This is a genomic window from Roseicyclus mahoneyensis, assembly GCF_003148775.1.
Lineage (GTDB): Bacteria > Pseudomonadota > Alphaproteobacteria > Rhodobacterales > Rhodobacteraceae > Roseicyclus > Roseicyclus mahoneyensis.
The window spans coordinates 33598-52395 of record NZ_QGGW01000004.1 but is presented as its reverse complement, the minus strand read 5'-3'; the positions used below and the strand labels follow the sequence as shown (position 1 = coordinate 52395).

Annotated in this window: 17 protein-coding genes; 8 read left to right on the top strand and 9 right to left on the bottom strand. The window is 68.8% G+C overall.

What is annotated here, in order from left to right; all coding sequences use genetic code 11:
• Nucleotide 1 precedes the first annotated feature (1 nt).
• From C7455_RS09475 to C7455_RS09455, 5 genes are all read left to right on the top strand, one after another.
• A complete protein-coding gene (locus C7455_RS09475; RefSeq protein WP_109667669.1) occupies nucleotides 2-307 on the top strand; it encodes a rod-binding protein in 306 nt (101 codons plus the stop codon).
• A gap of 3 nt (nucleotides 308-310) precedes the next feature.
• On the top strand, nucleotides 311-4324 hold the full coding sequence (locus tag C7455_RS09470; protein WP_109667667.1) for a FlgK family flagellar hook-associated protein: 4014 nt from the start codon (nucleotides 311-313) through the stop codon (nucleotides 4322-4324).
• Nucleotides 4325-4331: 7 nt separating this feature from the next.
• A complete protein-coding gene (gene flgL / locus C7455_RS09465) occupies nucleotides 4332-5567 on the top strand; it encodes a flagellar hook-associated protein FlgL (RefSeq protein WP_109667666.1) in 1236 nt (411 codons plus the stop codon).
• Nucleotides 5567-6391 carry a transglycosylase SLT domain-containing protein gene (locus C7455_RS09460; RefSeq protein ID WP_109667664.1) on the top strand — a complete coding sequence of 275 codons (825 nt, stop codon included), beginning with the start codon at nucleotides 5567-5569 and terminating at the stop codon, nucleotides 6389-6391. Before flgL ends, C7455_RS09460 begins: the two co-directional genes overlap by 1 nt.
• Before the next feature lie 163 nt (nucleotides 6392-6554).
• Nucleotides 6555-7631 carry a sigma-54 interaction domain-containing protein gene (locus C7455_RS09455; protein WP_109667662.1) on the top strand — a complete coding sequence of 359 codons (1077 nt, stop codon included), beginning with the start codon at nucleotides 6555-6557 and terminating at the stop codon, nucleotides 7629-7631.
• 15 nt (nucleotides 7632-7646) lie between these two features.
• Here the strand turns inward: C7455_RS09455 and fliD are convergent, their stop codons facing one another.
• From fliD to C7455_RS09440, 3 genes are all read right to left on the bottom strand, one after another.
• Nucleotides 7647-9287 (bottom strand): flagellar filament capping protein FliD, encoded by a 1641-nt coding sequence (fliD, locus tag C7455_RS09450; RefSeq protein ID WP_109667660.1) that lies wholly within the window; start codon nucleotides 9285-9287, stop codon nucleotides 7647-7649.
• A 63-nt stretch (nucleotides 9288-9350) separates the two neighbouring features.
• Nucleotides 9351-10502 carry an OmpA family protein gene (locus tag C7455_RS09445; RefSeq protein ID WP_109667659.1) on the bottom strand — a complete coding sequence of 384 codons (1152 nt, stop codon included), beginning with the start codon at nucleotides 10500-10502 and terminating at the stop codon, nucleotides 9351-9353.
• Between the two features lie 10 nt (nucleotides 10503-10512).
• Entirely contained in the window at nucleotides 10513-11274 is a 762-nt protein-coding gene (locus C7455_RS09440) for a motility protein A (protein ID WP_109667657.1), read from the bottom strand.
• Between the two features lie 206 nt (nucleotides 11275-11480).
• Here C7455_RS09440 and C7455_RS09435 point away from each other — a divergent pair, with 206 nt between their 5' ends.
• Together C7455_RS09435 and rpoN are read left to right on the top strand one after the other, a co-directional pair.
• On the top strand, nucleotides 11481-12956 hold the full coding sequence (locus C7455_RS09435) for a flagellin N-terminal helical domain-containing protein (protein ID WP_109667656.1): 1476 nt from the start codon (nucleotides 11481-11483) through the stop codon (nucleotides 12954-12956).
• Between the two features lie 179 nt (nucleotides 12957-13135).
• Nucleotides 13136-14452: an RNA polymerase factor sigma-54 gene (gene rpoN, locus C7455_RS09430; RefSeq protein ID WP_109667655.1), complete on the top strand. Its 1317-nt coding sequence runs from the start codon at nucleotides 13136-13138 to the stop codon at nucleotides 14450-14452.
• Nucleotides 14453-14465: 13 nt separating this feature from the next.
• On the opposite strand, the gene C7455_RS09425 is transcribed toward rpoN, so the two are convergent.
• Genes C7455_RS09425 through C7455_RS20605 form a run of 3 tightly spaced genes read right to left on the bottom strand, consistent with a single transcriptional unit; the run spans nucleotide 14466 to nucleotide 16025 of the window.
• On the bottom strand, nucleotides 14466-15167 hold the full coding sequence (locus tag C7455_RS09425) for a hypothetical protein (protein WP_109667654.1): 702 nt from the start codon (nucleotides 15165-15167) through the stop codon (nucleotides 14466-14468).
• Between the two features lie 4 nt (nucleotides 15168-15171).
• On the bottom strand, nucleotides 15172-15891 hold the full coding sequence (locus C7455_RS09420) for a hypothetical protein (RefSeq protein ID WP_109667653.1): 720 nt from the start codon (nucleotides 15889-15891) through the stop codon (nucleotides 15172-15174).
• Complete coding sequence (locus C7455_RS20605; RefSeq protein WP_281269409.1) at nucleotides 15891-16025, bottom strand: hypothetical protein; 135 nt, start codon at nucleotides 16023-16025, stop codon at nucleotides 15891-15893. The genes C7455_RS09420 and C7455_RS20605 overlap by 1 nt, the downstream gene beginning before the upstream one ends.
• On the opposite strand from C7455_RS20605, the gene C7455_RS09415 reads away from it, so the two are divergent.
• Complete coding sequence (locus C7455_RS09415) at nucleotides 16024-16602, top strand: hypothetical protein (RefSeq protein WP_109667651.1); 579 nt, start codon at nucleotides 16024-16026, stop codon at nucleotides 16600-16602. The genes C7455_RS20605 and C7455_RS09415 overlap by 2 nt on opposite strands.
• Here the strand turns inward: C7455_RS09415 and C7455_RS09410 are convergent.
• Genes C7455_RS09410 through fliR form a run of 3 tightly spaced genes read right to left on the bottom strand, consistent with a single transcriptional unit; the run spans nucleotide 16586 to nucleotide 18796 of the window.
• Nucleotides 16586-16813, bottom strand: coding sequence for a hypothetical protein (locus tag C7455_RS09410; protein ID WP_109667650.1), 228 nt, complete (start codon nucleotides 16811-16813; stop codon nucleotides 16586-16588). The two genes, C7455_RS09415 and C7455_RS09410, sit on opposite strands and share 17 nt — an antisense overlap.
• Entirely contained in the window at nucleotides 16810-17988 is a 1179-nt protein-coding gene (locus C7455_RS09405) for an EscU/YscU/HrcU family type III secretion system export apparatus switch protein (protein ID WP_109667648.1), read from the bottom strand. The genes C7455_RS09410 and C7455_RS09405 overlap by 4 nt, the downstream gene beginning before the upstream one ends.
• A complete protein-coding gene (fliR, locus tag C7455_RS09400) occupies nucleotides 17981-18796 on the bottom strand; it encodes a flagellar biosynthetic protein FliR (protein WP_109667647.1) in 816 nt (271 codons plus the stop codon). The genes C7455_RS09405 and fliR overlap by 8 nt, the downstream gene beginning before the upstream one ends.
• Nucleotides 18797-18798 lie beyond the last annotated feature (2 nt).

The following is an 18798-nucleotide window of genomic DNA, read 5'->3' as shown; positions in this document are numbered from 1 at the left end:
CATGGACCTGCCCCTGATCCGCCCGCAGATGTCGTTCCGCCCCGAGGCCCCGGTCAGTGCGACCGATCCGGCGCTCTTGCAGGCCGCCCAAGGTTTTGAGGCGATCATCTTGCAGCAGATGCTGCAGACGGCGCGCGCGGCCAGCCTTGGTGACGGGCTGTTCGAGGGCACGGGGTCAGACACAACCAACGCGATGCTCGACCGTGCGCTCGCCGAAAGCGGGGCGGGCCGCGCGGGTCTGGGGCTGGCCGAAACCATCGCGCGCCAGCTTGCGCCGCTGGCCGCGCGCGCCGGGCAAGGGGGCTGATCCATGGCTGACCTGTTCTCCATCGCGGCCAGCGGCGTTGCCGCGGCGCGCACGGCGCTGACCGTGACGGGCGAGAACATCGCCAATGTCGACACGCCCGGCTATCGCCGCCGCGACACGCTGCAGACCGAGAGCGTGGGCGCCGAGGCCTCGCCGTTCTTGCGCGGCATCGATCAGCAAGGTGTTCAGGTCACCGAGATCCGGCGCGCTTTCGACATGCTTCTGGCGGCCCGCGCCCGCGATGCCACCGGTGCCTTGGCCGGTGCTCAGGCCACGGCGCCGCATCTTCGATCTCTCGAAGCCAGGATGATCACCGATGGCGGTGGCCCGCTGCCGCAGCTCGATGCGTTCTTCGATGCGGTTGGTGCGCTGTCGGCCGCCCCCGACAGCACCGGCCTGCGGCGCGTGGCCCTTGAGACTGGGCGCGGGCTGGCCGCCAGTGTGGCCGATCTGGCGCTTGGCGTGGGCGCATTGGCGCGGGGCATCGCCGAGGAACGTGAGGTGGCTCTGGATCAGGCGAACCGGCTGCTGTCGGAATTGGCCGATCTGCAGGGCAGCTTGGCCGTGTCCAAGGGAACCGGCGCGCGCAACCCGCTGCTCGACCGGCGCGATGCGATGTTGCAGGAACTGGCCGGGCTGACCGACATCACCGTGACGATGGCCGAGGGCGGCCTTGCCGAAGTGCGGCTGGGCAGCCTTCCGGGTGGCCCGCTGCTGCTCGCGGGCGCCAAGGCCGCAAAGTTGGAAGGGGGGCCGCCGGGCCGGCTGGTCGCGCGCGCCATCGAGCCGGGACAGCCCGTGCAAACCCGCGCGGTGACGGGTGGCACGCTGGGCGGGCTTGGCGCCGCCGCTGCCGCGCTGGCCGAGGTGGCCACTCAGATCGACGACTGGGCCGGGGTGATCGCGCGCGACCTGAACGCGGCACATGGCGAAAGCCTCGATCTCGAGGGCCGTCCGGGGGGGGCGCTGGTCTCGCTGGCGGGCTGGCGTGCGGACGCGGTGGCCACCAATCGCGGTGCGACGGCAGCGAAGGTCACCGTGACCGATCCCGCCGCGATGCCCGAAGGGCCCATCACGCTTGTCCATGACGCCGCTGCGGGTCTGTGGCGCGCGCTTGGGCGTGACACGGCCGAATTGGCCAGGGGGGCAGGGCGGATCGGCCTGCCAGGGTTGATGGTCGAGCTTGACGGTCTGCCAGCCGATGGCGACCGGATCGTGCTGACCGACACCAGCGGCTGGGCCGGCCATATGGCCTGGCGGATCGACGATCCGGCGCGGCTGGCGTTGGCGGGGGCCACCCGCGTCGAAGCCGCGCCCGGAAATGCCGGGACCGGCACAATCCTTGTCGCGCCCGCGATCCCCGCTGCGGCGGCGGCACCGGATCTGGCCACGCTGTTCGGCGCAGGCGCGACGGTGGAGTTCTTGGGCCAAGGTGTCGTCGGACGCCTGCCGCAGGGCACGGTGTCGGCCACTCTGGCAGCGCTTCCCCGTCTGGCGACGCAAGACTTCGCCTTGGCGCCGGGTGCGCTGGTCGAGGGTCTGACACTGGGCAGCGGCGAAAGCTTTGCCGCGCCCGGACCGCTCGCGCCCGAGGATTTCGCCGCCGCGCTGAACAGCGGCGCGGTGCGCGGAGCAGATGGCCGCGTCTTGTCCGATCTGGGCCTGAGGGCGGCGGTCGAGGATGGCCGGCTGACCCTTGCGGCGGCCGAGGGAGCCACGCTTCCGTCTGCTTCGGTGCAGACATCGGCGGGCGCCGTCGCGGGCCTTATGGTGGCGGATGCCGCGCCTGCCGCCACGCTTGCGATCTTTACCCGTGAGGGGCGTCAACTGGCCGGTCCGCCCTTGAGTGCCGCGCAGGCGCTGGCGCTTGTGACCGAGGCGAACGGCTTTTTGCCCGGTGCCGTCTATGGCTTTGCCGGAGCGAGCGACGGGACGCGCCTGTCGGGCATGGGAGATTTTGCCCTGAGCCTTGGCACCGGCGCGGATATCGCGCCTTTCACCGGGGCAAGCGCTGCGCCGCGCTTGGCCGAAAGCCACCTGTCGCTGGACGGGCCGGGGGTCGCGGGCAGCGTGATCTTGCCCGAAGGCACCAGCGCCGCGCGCCGCGCCGCCCTGATCAGTGCGGCCCTGCCGGTCGAGGCCAGCGCGCTGACCATGGTGGAACTGGCCGCGCCTGCCTCGGGCCGGGTGAGCCTGACGCTGACCGGTGACAACCTGACCCCGCGCGCCATCGCCGCCGACCTGTCGGCAGGCGGTCTGGGCGCGCTGGCGGCCGCGGTCAACGCCGAGACGGCGGCCACCGGCATAAGGGCCGAGATCTCGCCCGATGCGGGGCGGCTGGTGTTGATTCATGGGGGTGGCGCCGACATCACCTTGGGCCGCGTGACCCATGACGGCGGCGGGGCGCTGGCCTTGCAGCGCCTTGGTGCCGATGGTGGTGTCTTGGGTGGTGCGGTGAGCCTGTCTGGCACCGGCCCCGATGGCGCGCGGATCACGGGCGTCGTCACGCTGGCCGGCCCCGGCGCGCTGTCGGCGAGCGAGGACGGGGTCCTGCGCTCCGGCACCGCCGACGCCTTTTTCGGGGGGGCGATGACGCGCGCGGTCTCGGCGGCGGGGGCCGTGCAGAGCTTGCGTTTCGCCGGGGCGGAGGGGTCTGCGGGCCTTGCGCCGGGGTTGGCCGTCGGCCTGCCGGGCGGGGGCGAGGCAAGGTTCGGCCCCGATCCGGCGTTGGCCGGTCTGTCCGGAACCGATCAGGCGGCCGCGATGCTGGCGAGCCTGCGGGTCGAGGCCCCCGCCAGCCGCCTTGTGGGCGCCCCCCTTGCCGAACCTCCGCCGCTGGGCGCGCAAGTGAAGCTGACCCTTGGCGCCGACGGTTATGCGATCCGCATGACCGAAATAGGGCCGGTGGTGGAAGGTCCCGAACCGGACCGTCTGACCGCGCGCTTCGACGCCGGTGGCCGGCTGGTTGTCGAGACGCGTGGCGGTGACACCGACGGTGCGGCGCTGATGCTGGCGACCGATGCGGGCGAGGCGGGGCGTTTCGGCCTTGGGCTTGCCGATGCGCCGATGACGCAGATCCTTGGACAGCCGCCCACTGCCTTGCCCGCGACCTTCGGGGTTGAGCTGGGCGGCACGCGGTTTGATCTGACCGTCAGCGGCGGCGGCGTGACGCTGCCGCCGGGTTTTCCGGGCAGTGCCACGATCGACGCGGCGACGGGCGGCGTCATCTTGTCGGTCGACCCGCACGCGGGCGCCCTGCGCATCCCGCCCGAGGCCGGGGCCAGGGACGCGGGCTTTGCCACGCTGGGGCTGAGCGCGCGGCTGTCGGGCGACACGCTGACCCTGACCGCGACAGATGCGCGGCGGCTTGACCTGCGCGCCCTGCCCGCAGGCAGCGGGCAGATGCTCAACCTCGACAGCCCGTCGGGTGAGGAACTGCTCGTGGTCATGACCGGGGCGGGCGCTTTGCGCCTTTCGGGCCAGATCACGACCGATCCGGCCGCCGCGCCGGGGCCGCGCGAATTGCGCGTGCTCGATGCCGCGACGGGCCGGATCGGACTTTACGACAGCGCCACCGGGACCCAGATCGCCACCCGCACGCTCGATGCGGGCCGCAGCGCCACGCTGGGTGGCTTCGCCGTCACGCTGGGCGGCGCCATCGCCACCGGCGACCGTTTTACTCTGACGCCCAACACACTTGCGCCGTCGGACGGGCGCGGGGCCGAGCGGCTGGCCGATCTGGCGCGCCGCGACAGCACGACCGACCGGGGCGGGTTCGCCGCTCTTTACGCCGACCTGCTGGGCGGGGTCGGGGCCAAGGTCTCGGCCGCGAACCTGCGGGTTGTCACCGCCACGACCCAAAAGGAAAGCGCCGACCGCGCCGAGGCGCAGTTGAGCGCGGTCGACCTCGACACCGAGGCGGCACGCCTCTTGCAGCAACAGCAGGCCTATCAGGCAAGCGCGCAGGTTCTGAGCGTCGCGCGCCAGCTGTTCGACACCCTGATCAACGCCTTGTGAGGCCCCGATGACGCTTGGCACCTCTTTGTTTCATAGCCTGAACACCGCAGCCTTCGGCCGGCTCGACACCAAGATCGCGGATCTGCAGACGCGGATTTCCGAAGGCCGCAACGACCCGCGCCCGTCCTCCGATCTGGGCCGGGCGGCGCGCCTGTCGGCGGCCGAGGATCAGCGCGCGCTGCTGGCGCGGTTTTCGACCACAATCGACCGCGCGACCGAGCGGCTGACGCTGACCGACACCACCTTGGCCGAGATTTCCACCGTGACCCAGCGGCTGGGCGAGATCGCGCTGCGCGGCGCCTCCGCCAGCACGCCCGACACCGAACGCGTCTCGCTGGCGACCGAACTGTCGACCTTGCGCAAGACACTGGTGGATCTGGGCAATGCGCGCGACGCCACCGGGCGGCCGCTGTTCTCGGGCTACCGGGCGGGCGTCGATCCCTTTGTCGAGGGACCGCATGGGGTGAGCTATCAGGGCGACGGTGGCAAGCACCGGCTGCGGGTGTCGGAAAGCGCGCGGATCGCCACCGGGCTGAACGGGGCCGAGGTGTTCATGGGCATTCCCGATGCCACCGGCGCGCGGCGCGACCTGTTTGGCATGATCGACGATCTGGCGCGCACGCTGGGCCGTGGCGGCAACGCGATGGTCGAGGCCACGCGTGCAAAGGGCGCGCTGACCCTCACGCCCGACCTGACGCGGACGGCTGCGGATTGGGGGCTGACCATCGAAGGGCCGCAAGGCACGGCCCGGATCGAGGTGGCGCTGGTCGCGGGTGCGCTTGGCCCTGCGGTCGAGGCGATCAATGCGCAGGCCGCCGCCACCGGGGTCACGGCCACGCTGGACGAGGCGGGCACGGGGCTGGTGCTGAGTGCGGCCGGTTCGGTCGGGGTCTCACGCCTGTCGGTGTCGCCTGCAAGGGGCGGCATCATTGCCGATGCGGGCGGCGTGCCGATGCTGGCCGAGGGGCGCGGTGCCGATGCGCTGGTCGCAGGCCTGCGCAACGCCGCCGAACATATCGCCGACCGCCGGGCGGAGGTCGGTGCGCTGGGGGCCGCCGCCGAGCGGCAGGGCGAGTTGGTGACGCGTCGTCAGACGGAACTGGCCGGCGTGATGGCGGGGCTGGAGGATCTCGACGTGGTCGAGGCCGTCACCCGGCTGCAGGAACTGATGCTGACCCGGCAGGTCAGCCAGCAAAGCTATGTCAAGATCGGGCAGTCCACGCTTTTCGACTGGTTGCGTTGATGGCGCGCGCGGCCGCCCTTCTGGCACTGGTTGCCGCGCTGGCCCTTCCGGGCAAGGCGCAGGCCACGGCGCCCGATTGCGAGGCGCTGGCCGAGGAGGCCGCAGCGCTTCACGGTATCCCCGAGGGTGTGATGGCCGCCATCGCGCGCACCGAAAGCGGCGGGGGGCCGCGCGCCTCGGCCTGGCCCTGGACCCTGAACATGGCGGGCGACGGGATGTATCTGGAAAGTCAGGGGGCGGCGCTGGTGCAGTTGCGCGCCGTGCTGGCCGAGGGGCAGCGCAATGTCGATGTGGGTTGCATGCAGATCAACTGGCACTGGCATGGCGAAGCCTTTGACAGTCTCGAACAGATGATCGACCCGGCCGCCAACACCGATTACGCCGCCCGCTTTCTTGTCGGGCTGTGGCGGCGCGAGGGCACCTGGGACGCGGCCGTGCAGGCCTATCATTCCGCCGACCCCGAACGGGGCGCGGCCTATCTGGCGCGTGTCGAAGGCAATCGTCGGACCGGCGGGGGCGGGGGCGCGCTTGTGGCGGCGGCCCCGGCCCCGGTCGCCCCTTTGGCCGCATCTCGCGCGGGGGATGGCCGCTTTGTCAGCCAAGCGCCACTTGTATCCCTTTCGCAGGGATCCGAGGCTGTGGCCCAAGACCCGGACCTGCCGGAGACGCCGGACACGCGCCTTGCGGCCCTGCCCGAAGGCGCCTTGCCTGACCTGCGCGCGGCGGCCACGCCCCGTGTCGCGGCCCCGATCGGCGACACGGACCGCCTGTCGCGCATCCGCGCCGAATTCGGCGCGGCGATACCGGCGGTCACACGCCCGTGATCCGTTCGCCAAGACAACTATCTTTAGTTTGACCCCACACCTACGGATGCCCAGGGCGTCGACCCCTCTGCGCGCCGCACCGGGGTAAACTCTTTCGATACACAGGTTTGTGAGGGATGCGAATCCGGTCCCTTTGAAGAAAGAAATTTTTCGAAAGCGCATCATGTCGACCCATTGGACCAGCATCTCCGCCGCGACCACGCCCGATCAGGACCTGCGACTTGCCCATCTTCTGGTGGGCGAAAGCCCGGCGATGGCGCGGCTCAAGACGATGATCGCCCGCGTTGCCCCCAGCCCCTTGCCGGTGATGGTGCAGGGCCCGACGGGTGCGGGCAAGGAAGTGGTGACGCAGGCGGTGCACATGCTGTCGGGGCGTCCCGGCCCGCTGGTCGCGGTCAATTGCGCCGCGATCCCGGCCGATCTGCTCGAATCCGAATTGTTCGGGCATGAAAAGGGCGCCTTTACCGGCGCGACCGACCGCCGCCCCGGACGGGTGGAACAGGCGCAGGGCGGCACGCTGTTTCTCGACGAGATCGGCGACATGCCCCCCGCGCTTCAGGCCAAGCTCTTGCGCGTGCTGGAAACGCGCCGCGTGCAGCGTCTTGGTGGCCGCGAGGAGATCGAGGTCGATTTCCGCCTTGTCACCGCGACCCACCGCGATCTGTCGCAAGAGGTCGCCGTGGGCCGGTTCCGTCAGGATCTGTTCTACCGCATCAACGTCATCGGCCTGAGCGTGCCGGGCCTGTCGGATCGGTCCGAGGATATTCCCGCGCTGCTCGACGCGATGCTGGCGCGCTACCGGGTCGAGGCCGGGCCGGGCATGGCCCCGCGCTTTTCCACCGCCGCGCTGCGGCTGTTTTCGGCGCATGTCTGGCCGGGCAATGTGCGCGAACTGCGCAACGTCTTCGACCGCGCGGCGGTGCTGTTTCCCGGCGAGGAGATCGGCGCAGATGACGCGCGCATGTTGATGATGGTGCCGGGCCTGATGGCCACGGACGCCGAGATGCCCCAAGGGCCGCGCAGTGCGCTGCCCGATGCCGATGGCCTGCGCAAGATGCTCGAGGGCGCGCCGTCGCTCCATTTGCGGAGCTATTTGCAGGACATTGAGGTGGCGCTGATCGAGGCGGCGCTCGACCTCAACAAGGGCTGCGTGGCGCAGGCCGCAAGGTCGCTGCGCCTGAAGCGCACGACGATGATCGAAAAGATGAAGAAGCTCTCGATCACCCGTGCCATCGCCTGAACCGGCGTGGCCGGGTCAGCGCTGCGCGTTGAAACTGTCGATCAGGCTGGTCAGATATTCGCCCGTACTGTTGAGCTGGGTGATGACCTTTTCCATCTCGGCGAACCGGGCGCGCATCCGGGCCTCATAGGCGGCGGCCTGTGTACCCAGCGTCTCGATCGCGTCGCCATCTTGGGCGAGCGAGGCCTCCAGCCTGTCTTGCTTGCGGCTGATGACGCCATCGCGCCCGGTCGCCGCGTCGATCCATGTCGACAGCTGCGAGGCAAGGCTGCGCCCGAAATCGATCGTGCTTCGCGTGACGCCCGGCTCGACGGTCAATACGATACCCGACAGCGGGCCGGTGGCGACGCGGTAGCTGGTCTGCCCATCGGCCTCGGCCACGGGGGTCAACGCCACCCCGTTCAGCGTGGCAGCCCCGGTGGCGGGGTCGCGCAGGAATTCGTAACGACCCGGCGTGGCGCCTCTGGCAGGCATTCCATTGATCGCCACACCGGGCCCCGTGCTGGCAAGATTGTCCTGCAGCACGGATCGGAAACGGGACGGGTCGGCGGAAAAAGCCGCCTCGAAAACGGATTTGTCGAGGCTGAGCCGCCCGTCGCGTTCTGTGCGCAGGCCCACATCGGCCAGAAAAATCGGCTGCGGGCCAAAGCCCGACATGCCACCCGCCAGCATCGCGTCGAGTTCGCGCAGGAGCGACATCACGCCCGCGTCGCCCGCCAGCGCACCGGGCTCGGCGCCGTTGCCGCCGCGCGCGGTGACCTGTTGCAGCAGGGATTTCAGCCCGTTGAATTCCTCCACCAGCCCTTCCATCACCGCCAGTGCCGTGCGCGGATCGGTCTCGGCCCGGATGGTGACGGGCGCGGTGGTCACGCCCGACAGGCCCAATGACAGGCCGGGGATCAGGTCGTCGATCTGGTTGGTGGGGCGCAGCACGGCGATGCCGTCCACGGTCAACAGCGCATCCGAGGCGACGCGGCGTTCCACGGGGCGGGGATCGGCGGCGAAATCGAGCGCTGCGATGTCCGGGGCGGCGTCCGCGCTGGCCGCGATGCGCAGACTGCTGGCAGCCCCGGTCTCGGACAAGATGCCCAAGGACCAGCTTCCGTCGCCCACCTCGATCGCGCGGGCGGTGACGCCGGGCAAGCTGCTCAGCGCCTCGGCCAACTGGGTCAGCGTCGCGCCTGCGGGCACGACAAGCTGCGCACCCGATTGGGCGGGGTTGGCGGTGAAGACGGGCGGATCGCCCTGCCAGCGGCCGATGTCGATGGTCAAGGTGCCGCCTCCCAGAACCTGATCGGGGCCGGAAAAGCCGCCAAATTCCAGCACCTGCGATTGCGCAAGGCCCAGGACCTCGATCTCGACCGGGCGGGCGGGCGCAAGGCTTGCGTCGCTCAGCGTGACATCCACAAGACCGGGCGCACTGCTTTTTGCCGACAGCGTATCGATGCCAGCCGCCGCCTGAAGCGTCGCCGTGAGGTCCGACATGCGCGCCGTAACCCGGTCCAGCGCCGAGGCCGACAGGTCCGCACGGTCCATCCGGGCCGTCAAAAGCGCGCGGCGCGGCTCGTAGGTCGCGGCGGCAAGCTGCGAGGACAGGTTGACGAGGTCAAGCCCCGAGCCCCCGGTGTTCAGCTTGCTCAGGATGTCGATGGCCATGGTGGGCAGTCTCCTTGGTGCCGACAACGGCGGGTCGGTCGCGCCTGTTAGCGGTGGGCGCGATCAATAGACGATCTCGATCTCGATCCGCCGGTTCTGCGCCCGCCCCTCGGGGGTGGCGTTGTCGGCGATGGGCGCGCTTTCGCCCCGGCTGGTGGCGGTCATGCGGTCGGGGTCGATGAGGCCCGTGCCCTGAAGTGCGCGCACCACGCTTGAGGCACGCGCCGCCGCCAGCCCCCAATTGTCGCGGAAGGCCGACCCCGCGCCCAGCGGCACATCGTCGGTATGGCCCGTCACCACGATATCGGACGCCTCGCCCATCGCGGAAAAGGCAAGGCGCGACATGATCTCCTGTGCCTCGGGCGTCAGTTCCGCATCGCCCGAGGGGAAAGCGCCGCCTGCGCCCACGGTGACGATCACACGGTCCTCGCGCTGTTCGACGGTCACAAGACCTTGCGCCACCTCTTGCCTCAACGCGACGCGCAATTGCGCCTCGGCCAGCGCCGCGGAGCGTTCGGCGGCACCCGTGGCGTCCTGACCCGCCGTATCGCCCGCGCCCGCGTCCGAGGTACCCAGCGTCTCGGCCAGCGCCTGCATCTGCCCGGCCAGACCCGCGATGCGGATCTCGGCAGGGTCGGCGCCCGTTTCGGCCGCGGCTTGTGACAATGCGGCGGCGGCCTCGGCCATGCTCTGCGACAGCTCTTCGGGGCTGGTATCGGGCGGAAAGCGCAAGGTGACCTCGCCATTTTCCACAGTGGCCTCGAGCAAGCTGTCCTCGGGCAGAGCATCCTGCAGCGCCTCCGCCAAGGCCTGCGCCGCATCGCCCGGGCTGCCGATGCCGTCATCGCCGCCGTCGCCGGTCTCGATCTGCGGATCCTCGGGTTCGGTGGTTTCTTGCGTGATCTCCTCGATCACGGCGGGGTCGGGCGAGGGGCTGAAGCTCTGGCTGATGATGGTGGTGCCCAGCGGCGTTTCCATCACCGGCATCTCGCGCTGGACGCCAAACGCCTCGCGCAGCGAGCCCGAGACCATCTTGAAGCGCGGCTGGTTGAATTCCGCGAAGGACAAGATCAGCACGAAGAACGCCATCAGAAGCGTGGCGATATCGGCGAAGGTCGCCATCCATGCAGGCGCGCCCTTGGGCGGGCACTTGGGGCACTCGGCCTCATCGGCGTCGATGGCCGGGATGGGCAGGGGGACGGGACGCTTGGCCATGGGTGTCGCCTCAGGCCGCCAGCATCTTGGCCTGCATCTTCGGCGGCATGGTGGCGATCATCTGTTCTTGCACGTTGCGCCCGGATTCGCCGCGCGCGATGTTGCGCAGACCCTCAAGCACCATCTCGCGGTAGACCACTTCGTTTGCGGAATAGCCCTCCAGCTTGGTCAGCATCGGGCCGAAGATCACGTTTGCCATGATCGCGCCATACATGGTGGTCAAAAGCGCCACGGCCATGGCCGGGCCGATGGCCTGCGGATCCTCCATCGCGCCCAGCATCTGCACCAGACCGATCAGCGTGCCGATCATCCCCATCGCGGGGGCGATGTCGATCCAGGCCTTGACCGCGCCCTGCTGTTCGGCATGGCGTTCCTTCATCGAGCGGATTTCTTGCTTCATCTGCTTGACCAGTTTCTGCTCGTCGGCGCCATCGACCAGCATCTGCATCCCCTTCTCGAAGAAGCGGTCCGGCACCTCTTGCCCCTCCAGCGCCATCAGCCCGTTCTTGCGGGCGATATCGGACAGCTCGACCATTCGGGCGATCAGGTCTTCGCGCTTCTTGGGCTTGGGCATGAAGGCCTTGGCCATCGCCCCGAAACTGCCCAAGAACACGCCCATGGGCGTCGTGAACATGACGGCGAAAAAGGTGCCGCCGATCACGATCAGGATCGAAGGGATGTCGACATAGGGTCCGACGCCCCCGGAATAGATCATCGAACCGACGATCATGGCGACGGCCCCGATCAGGCCGACGAGCGAAGCGATGTCCATGGATGGTCTCCGGCAGGGGGATTTCCCATCACAGGAGCAAGTCCCGTGCCAAGCCGGCGCGGCAGGTTCAGCAAGGTGGCGAATTTAATATATTAAAAACATAAGCTTGATCTGTTCTTCCACAGGGATTCTAAACATTTTTCGGCCGTGCCGTTGCAATCTCCGAGCGCTGAGGGCGCCAACCTCTAACCACCGGAGACTGGACCATGACGACGATCAATACCAACATCGGGGCCATCAACGCCCAGGCCAACATGACCCGCATCAACGACGACATGAACGAGTCGATGCTGCGCCTGTCCTCGGGCCTGCGCATCAACGCGGCCAAGGACGACGCGGCCGGCATGGCCATCGCGGAAAAGATGACCTCGCAGATCAAGGGCCTCAACCAGGCCGTGCGCAACGCCACCGACGGCAAGAACCTCGTCGACACGACCGAGGGCGCGCATGTCGAAGTGTCGAACATGCTGCAGCGTCTGCGCGAACTGGCCGTGCAATCCTCGAACGACACCAACACCGCGACCAACCGTAACAACCTGACCTCGGAAGCGCGCCAGCTGATCGCCGAGATCAATTCGGTCGCCGAGAACACCACCTTCAACGGCATGAAGGTTCTCGACGGTTCCTTCACCAACAAGCAGCTCCAGATCGGTGCGGACCGTGGCCAGACCATGACCGTCAACGTCGACAGCGCAGCCGCCACCGCCATCGGCGCCAACGTCGCCCGGTCGCAGTCGGCCGTCACCACCGGCACCGGCCTGACCGACACCGATGACGTGGTCGCAGGCGGCGTCACCATCACGATCACCGGCTATGCGGGTTCCGCCGAAGTCGAGACCACTGCAGGCCAGTCGGCCCGCGACCTCGCCGCTGAAATGAACAAGCTGACCGCCCAGACCGGCGTCGAGGCGACCGCCACGACCGCGGCCAAGCTGTCTGGCTTCACCACCGGCGACACCGTGTCCTTCAAGATCGGCACGACCGCAGCCAATGCCGTCTCCATCGGCGACGTCGCCATCGCGGACTCGACCGACATCCGCGGCCTGCGCGATGCGATCAACGCGGTCTCGGGCCAGACCGGCATCACCGCCGAAATGGCATCGTCCACCGACAATTCGGCCATCGTGCTGCGTGACGCCAATGGCGACGACATCATGCTGACCGATGTGTCCTCGACCACGACCGATTTCAGCATCGACTCGCTCGACGCCGATGGCAAGTCGACGGGCAATGCCGCCGATCTGGGCCAGACCTCCGACTCGGCGGCCGTGACCGGCACCGTGGAAGTCGCCTCGACCAAGTCCTTCACCGTCGCCTCCAGCACGGCCGAGCATTTCGCCAACACCACCGAAGGCTCCGAGCTGGAGTCGGTCGCGGAAATCGACCTGACGACGGCCGATGGCGCGGCCAAGGCGATCGGCGTGATCGACATGGCGCTGCAGAAGATTTCGCAGTCGCGTTCCGATCTCGGTGCCGTCTCCAACCGTCTCGACAGCACGATCTCGAACCTGACCAACATCACGGTCAACGTCGAGGCGGCGCGGTCGGGCGTCATGGATGCCGACTTTGCGAAAGAATCGTCGGCGATGGCACGCGGCAAGATCCTTGCCCAGGCGGCCACCGCGATGCTGGCACAGGCCAATGCGTCCCAGCAAAACGTCCTGAGCCTGCTGCGCGGGTGACGGAAAACTGACACCCAAGGGAAAGCCCGGCGCCCAAGCGCCGGTTTTTTCCGTTTGAAATCAGTGTGTCGAAAGTTGTGGGCGGGTGCTGTCAGACCGCCGCCCTAGGTGTCAAATCGCCGATCTTGTGAGGGGCTAAAATCGCGGGCTTTGGTGTCTTCGAACCCGGAGGATCAGGCATGACTCTACATCTCGCACCCAGAATGGCCCAGCGGCAGTCGCTGGTCATGACCACCCAGCTGCAGCAGGCGATCTGCCTTCTGCAACTTTCCAACCACGATCTGCACGCTTTCATCGAGAAGGCCGCCGAGGAAAATCCCTTCCTCGACGTCGCGGTCTCCAGCCGGCCGGTGCCGTCGCTGCCGATGTCGCGTGGCGCCGCGTCCGAGGATATGGATGATATCGGCAGCCGTCTGGCCGCCCATGACCTGTCGCTTTACGCCCATGTCTCGGCGCAGTTCGACGTCATGTTCCCCGACCCGCGCCGCCGACTGGCCGCCGAACGCTTCCTCGAAGCGCTTGAGCCCAATGGCTGGCTGGGTGAACCGCTGGCTGCGCTGGCCGCGGCCACGGGTCTCGACGAGGCGCAGGCACTGGCGCTGCTCCGCGACGTGCAACAGGTGGAACCTGCGGGCCTTTTCGCGCGCAGCCTTGCGGAATGCCTGGCCTTGCAGGCCGAGGATCGGGGCATGATGACCCCCGTCTTTGCCCGGCTGCTGACCAACCTGCCAATGCTGGCGGCCGCCGATCTGGCCGGCCTGTGCCGCGTGCTTGGCGTGGACATGGACAGCCTCAAGGCCATGTTGCGCCAGTTGCGCGGCCTCAATCCCAAGCCTGGCGCGGATTTCTCGCAAGGCGAGTTGACCGTGCGCGAACCCGACCTGATCGTGACCCGTGGCCCCGAGGGCTGGCGGGTGGACCTCAACCGTTCGACCCTGCCCACCGTGGTGGTGGACGAGGCGGCGGCCGACAGCGTGCGGCGCGCGCGTGACGCGGCGGTCTATGTGGGCGAGCGTCTTTCGCTGGCGCGCTGGCTGCGCCGCGCGATCGAGCACCGCAACCAGACCACGCTGCTGATCGGGGCCGAGATCGTGCGGCGTCAGGCGGCCTTTCTTCAGGGCGGCGCGGCCTATCTGCAGCCGATGACCCTGCGCGAGGTGGCCGATGCGGTCGGCGTGCATGAAAGCACCGTCAGCCGGGTGACCAGCGGGATCATGATGGCCACGCCCCAGGGCACGTTTGGCCTCAAGCGGCTGTTTTCCACCGCGCTGGCCTCGGATGGCGAAGGCTCGGCCTCCTCGGCGGCGGTGCGTCACCGCATCCAGCAGCTGGTGCGCGACGAAGACCCGTCCAACCCGCTGAGCGATGATGCCATCGCCAAGGTCATCAGCGACGAGGGCACGCATCTGGCCCGTCGCACGGTGGCGAAATACCGCGACATGCTCAAGATCGCATCCTCCTTCGAGCGCAAGCGCCGGGCGCGGCTCGCGGCGTAAGCGCCGCGGCCGCTCACGCGTTGCCGGGCAATCCCAGGCCCGAACGGGGCAGGGGCGCATGCAGGTAGCGCGCGCCCGGATGCCAATCGCGGATATGGGCGTGCAGCGCCGTTTCCGAGGCCGCGGCGATCACCCCATCGGATCGCAAACCGCGTGCCAGACGGTCCGCACGCCACAGCGCCGGGCCGGATTTCCAGAAATACACCGCGGCGATCAATTGCAGAACCGCCACGGCGGGCCATCCCAAAGGCACGCCCAGCAGCACCAGCGTCGCCCAGATCGACAACGCCCCCCAAAGGCGGGATTGCAACAGCCACAGCGGCGGCGCGACCAGCGCCATCAAGGGCAAGGCGACCGGCTGCACGTCGTAGCGCCCGTCGGGTGCGCGCAGCACTTCCCAGTTCTGCAGGATTTCGGGATGAATCCGCCCCTTGGGGTTTTCGGGCCGGTCAATCGGCGGCGGTCCGGGTCGCCAGCGGCCGAGGCCGGGCGTATCCGACAGCACCACCCAGACGAGTCCCGCACGCTCCAAGACCAGCGCGGCGGGTCTGCCCGTGGGGCCGACGCGACCGCTCAGCGCGGATGGGTCGGGCGCGATGGGCAGGCCGTTGACCGCGATCAGGCGGTCGCCCGCGCGCAGCCCGATGGCTTGGCCGAAGCGGTTGGGCTCGGAAAGGATCAGGCTGCCCTTTTCGGGCGCTTGAGTTTCGGTCATGGGCTTACGGGTAGCTGAAGGGATTGGATGGCGGCGGCGCAGCCGGGCGCGCCGTGGGCGCGGGGCGCGGGGCAGGGGCGGCGGCGGGTGCCGGTGGCGCGGGCGCGCGGTTGACCACCTCGCCGCCCGTGGCGGGCAGGCCCGTCGCCAGCATCCGCGACAGGGCAAGCTGCAGGTCGGATGCCCCGGCCGTCACCGCCTCCGTGGTCTGCGTGGCATTGGCCGCGATGGCATCGAGCAAGGCCGTCGTTGTCTGCGACTGGACGTTCTGAGCCGTCTCGGCCTGGGCCGTGGCATGCCCGATCAAGTTCTCGATGGCGTTGGCCAGCCCGGCTTCCATTCCGGGGGTGATGGCGGCGGTCTGCGTCTCGAGCGCGCTCAGGCGCTCGGTCATTGCGCCGACATCGGCCAGATGGGTGTCGAGCGTGCCGACGCGGGTGGAAAACACCGCGAGCGCCTCGATCTGGGCCGCGGTTGCGGTGCGCAGGTCGGCCATGGCGCGCAGGTGAAACAGCGCGCCAAGGCCCAGCACGGCGGTCGATCCGACAAGGCAGCCGATCAGCAGCGGGCCGATGCGCCCGGTGCTGCGATCAAGCCGCGCAAGCGCGGTCTCTGCGGCGCTGCGCAGCCCCTGCGCTTCGGTGGCGGCATCGGTGGCGGCCTCGGCCGCCTCGAGGGCGAGGCGGATGCTCTCGGGGGTTTCCGGGGTTGAACCTTGTGTCATCACGCTCTCCGCTCGGTCTGGGTCGCGGCGATGATGCAGGTTGCGTGCCAGATCCTCGGCGCGGCGGAACTATAACGCACGTCATCCTTGCCGTTGATCTGGCAACCGCCGCCATCGCCAGAAGGAAAGCCCATGGAAGATTTCGCCCATATGACCGACGCCCGCATCGACTCCGGCAGACCTGCCGTCTCGATGCCTTGCGCGGCGCCGGTCAGCTCTGCGCCCTTTGCCAAGATCGCCTTGGGCGACCGCGCCTTTCAGGTCTGCGACCGCGACGACATCGAAGGCGCGCTGGCCTTCCGCCCCGAGACCGGCGGCGCATGGCTGTGCCTGTCGCACAGTCTTGAGGACGGCTGGCTCAGGATCGGGGCCGACATCTTGCAATCCGACCCCGACGCGCTGCGCCATTTCCTGACCACCCATGCGGTGCGGCAGACGGGCTGGTACCGGATCGGCGAAGAGATCGTGTTCGACACGCTGGGCACGCCTTGGTCGGTGCGCCGGATGGATGCATCCCACGCGGAAGTGACCTTTGGTGACGAGGCCACGCGCCGGGTCGATCCGTCGGTCGCCACCTCGGATGATCCGCGCGAGCAGGCCATCGAGGTGCTGATCGCGGCCTATCCCGATCTGGGAGAGCGGTTCGGGCCCGAGATCGACCATTGGGCGGTGCGGCTGGCCAGCGGCGGCGTGGTCACGCCGATTTTCTGAACCAGCCGACGACGCGGGCGATCTGAAACCTGAGCGCGCCCGCCCCCGAGGCCACGGCGGTCAGCCACAGGCCTGCCGCGCGCAGCCCTTCGGCTTGCGCGGCGGCATCGGCCAGCGCAAGGCCCGCGCCCGCGAAACACAAGGTGGAGATCATCGCCCCAGTGGTCAGGCGCGTGCGGCTGTCGCTGTCTTGATCGCTGTCTCTGGTCATTTCTTGGGTCCTTTTCGCTGGTCTGTCTCATCGGGCCGTTCGCGCCGACCATTGGCGTCGAAGCGGAGCGTCTCGGGCAGGTCGATCTCGGGCATCGGATCGGCCAGCCCCTGTTCCAGCCGCCAGACATGGGCCAGCACGGTGGCCACGGCGGCATAAAGATCGACGGGAATTTCCTGACCGATGCCGCCTGCGAAATAGAGCGCACGCGCCAGCGGCGGGGCCGAGAGCGTGGGGATCGCGCGGCGCCGCGCCACGCCCCGGATGTCGCGCGCGACCAGATCGCGGCCCATCGCCACGATGATCGGCGCGCCAGGCTGGCCCGGCTCGTAGCGCAGCGCGACGGCGAAATGGGACGGGTTGGTGATAATGGCCGTGGCCTCGGCCGTCTGCGCGACCGAGGCGCGTTCGCCTGCGCGCCGCGCCGCTTGATACTGCAGGCTGCGCATGCGGCCCTTGAGTTCGGGCGAGCCTTCGCTTTCCTTGAATTCCTGTTTCACCTCCTGATGCGACATCTTGAGCGAGGAGGTGTGGCTGTGGATCTGCCACATCAGATCCAGCGCGCCGATAGCGGCCAGAACCAGCGTGAGGCCCGCCAGAACGCGCACCAGCGCCTGTCCGAAGACGGCCATGGCGTCGCCTGTCTGCATGCTGGCCGTGCGGTCGAGCGCGGGCAACATGCCCCAGAGCGCCAGAACGCCGACGCCGATCAGAAGCGCGACCTTGAGGATCGCCTTGGCCAATTCCACCGCCGATTGCACCGAAACCATGCGCTTGAGCCCGGAAAGCGGGTCGAGCTTGTTCCATTTCGGGCCGATCGCCTTGGGTGAAAACGCGATGCCGCCGATCGACAGTTGCGTGCCGATGGCGATGGCGACAAAGGGCAGGCCCACGATCAGACCGGCCGCGACCACCGTCCACAGCGCTTCGCCCAGTCGCGTGATGGCCAGCGCGTCCAGATCGGGGCCGGGCGCCAGCGTCAGGCCCCGCCCCCAAAGCGCGGGCAGATCCACCAACGCACCGCGCCCTACGGTCAGGGCCAGTGTGGCCAGCGCCAGCGCGGTGAACACATACATCTCGCGCGACGACAGCACGCGGCCTTCCTCGCGGGCATCGTCGAGTTTCTTTTGCGTCGGGTCTTCTGTCTTTTCCTGTCCGTCTTCACCCTCAGCCATCGCTGACGCCCCCGCCGATCAGGAAGCTGGCCATCAGGTCGAGCGCGCGCGGAAACAGCGACGCCATCGCATGGCCGAGCGAGGGGACGGTCAGGAACAACAGGCCGATGGCGGTGGTCAGCATCAAGGGAAAGCCAAAGGAAAACAGGTTCATCTGCGGCGCGGACCGGGTGATGACCCCGATGATGATGTTCACGATCAGCAAAATCGACACGACGGGCAGCATCAGGGCCGCCGCCGTCTCGAACAAAAGGCCCGCAGCACTCATCCCTGCGCCGGTCAGTGCGCCGGGCGCGATCGTGCCGCCGGGCGGGATGACGGCGTAGCTTTGGATCACGAGGCGGATCGCGGCCAGATGGCCGTCCTCGGCCAGAAAAAGGCCCAACAAAAGCAGGAACAAAAGCTGCGCCACCACGGGCGATTGCCCGCCGGTGTTGGGGTCCATCTGCGCGGCAAAGGACAGGCCCGCGGTCGCCGCGATCCAGTCGCCGGCCATGGTGGCGGCCGAGAACAGGATCTGCAAGACAAGGCCCGCAGCCAGCCCCAGCGCCAGTTCGACCGCGATCATCGGCACCACGCTCAGGCTGGCCAGCACCTCGGGCGCGGGCATCTCGACGGTGGTGACAACCGGAATGGTCAGGACAACGGCGATGATGATGCGCACCGGCAGGGGCACGAAGCGGGCGGCAAACAGCGGGGCTGCGATGACGAAGGCCCCGATCCTGAGCATGGCGAACAGGCCCTGCAGCAAGGCACCCGTCACCTCGGCAAGCGCAAGACCGGGCAAGGCTGTTGCGGCGGTTTCCATCC

Coding starts and splice junctions, on each gene's coding strand:
- C7455_RS09475 (WP_109667669.1), top strand. CDS start 2: ATGGACCTGCCCCTGATCCGCCCGCAGATGTCGTTCCGCCCCGAGGCC.
- C7455_RS09470 (WP_109667667.1), top strand. CDS start 311: ATGGCTGACCTGTTCTCCATCGCGGCCAGCGGCGTTGCCGCGGCGCGC.
- flgL (WP_109667666.1), top strand. CDS start 4,332: ATGACGCTTGGCACCTCTTTGTTTCATAGCCTGAACACCGCAGCCTTC.
- C7455_RS09460 (WP_109667664.1), top strand. CDS start 5,567: ATGGCGCGCGCGGCCGCCCTTCTGGCACTGGTTGCCGCGCTGGCCCTT.
- C7455_RS09455 (WP_109667662.1), top strand. CDS start 6,555: ATGTCGACCCATTGGACCAGCATCTCCGCCGCGACCACGCCCGATCAG.
- fliD (WP_109667660.1), bottom strand. CDS start 9,287: ATGGCCATCGACATCCTGAGCAAGCTGAACACCGGGGGCTCGGGGCTT.
- C7455_RS09445 (WP_109667659.1), bottom strand. CDS start 10,502: ATGGCCAAGCGTCCCGTCCCCCTGCCCATCCCGGCCATCGACGCCGAT.
- C7455_RS09440 (WP_109667657.1), bottom strand. CDS start 11,274: ATGGACATCGCTTCGCTCGTCGGCCTGATCGGGGCCGTCGCCATGATC.
- C7455_RS09435 (WP_109667656.1), top strand. CDS start 11,481: ATGACGACGATCAATACCAACATCGGGGCCATCAACGCCCAGGCCAAC.
- rpoN (WP_109667655.1), top strand. CDS start 13,136: ATGACTCTACATCTCGCACCCAGAATGGCCCAGCGGCAGTCGCTGGTC.
- C7455_RS09425 (WP_109667654.1), bottom strand. CDS start 15,167: ATGACCGAAACTCAAGCGCCCGAAAAGGGCAGCCTGATCCTTTCCGAG.
- C7455_RS09420 (WP_109667653.1), bottom strand. CDS start 15,891: ATGACACAAGGTTCAACCCCGGAAACCCCCGAGAGCATCCGCCTCGCC.
- C7455_RS09415 (WP_109667651.1), top strand. CDS start 16,024: ATGGAAGATTTCGCCCATATGACCGACGCCCGCATCGACTCCGGCAGA.
- C7455_RS20605 (WP_281269409.1), bottom strand. CDS start 16,025: ATGGGCTTTCCTTCTGGCGATGGCGGCGGTTGCCAGATCAACGGCAAG.
- C7455_RS09410 (WP_109667650.1), bottom strand. CDS start 16,813: ATGACCAGAGACAGCGATCAAGACAGCGACAGCCGCACGCGCCTGACC.
- C7455_RS09405 (WP_109667648.1), bottom strand. CDS start 17,988: ATGGCTGAGGGTGAAGACGGACAGGAAAAGACAGAAGACCCGACGCAA.
- fliR (WP_109667647.1), bottom strand. CDS start 18,796: ATGGAAACCGCCGCAACAGCCTTGCCCGGTCTTGCGCTTGCCGAGGTG.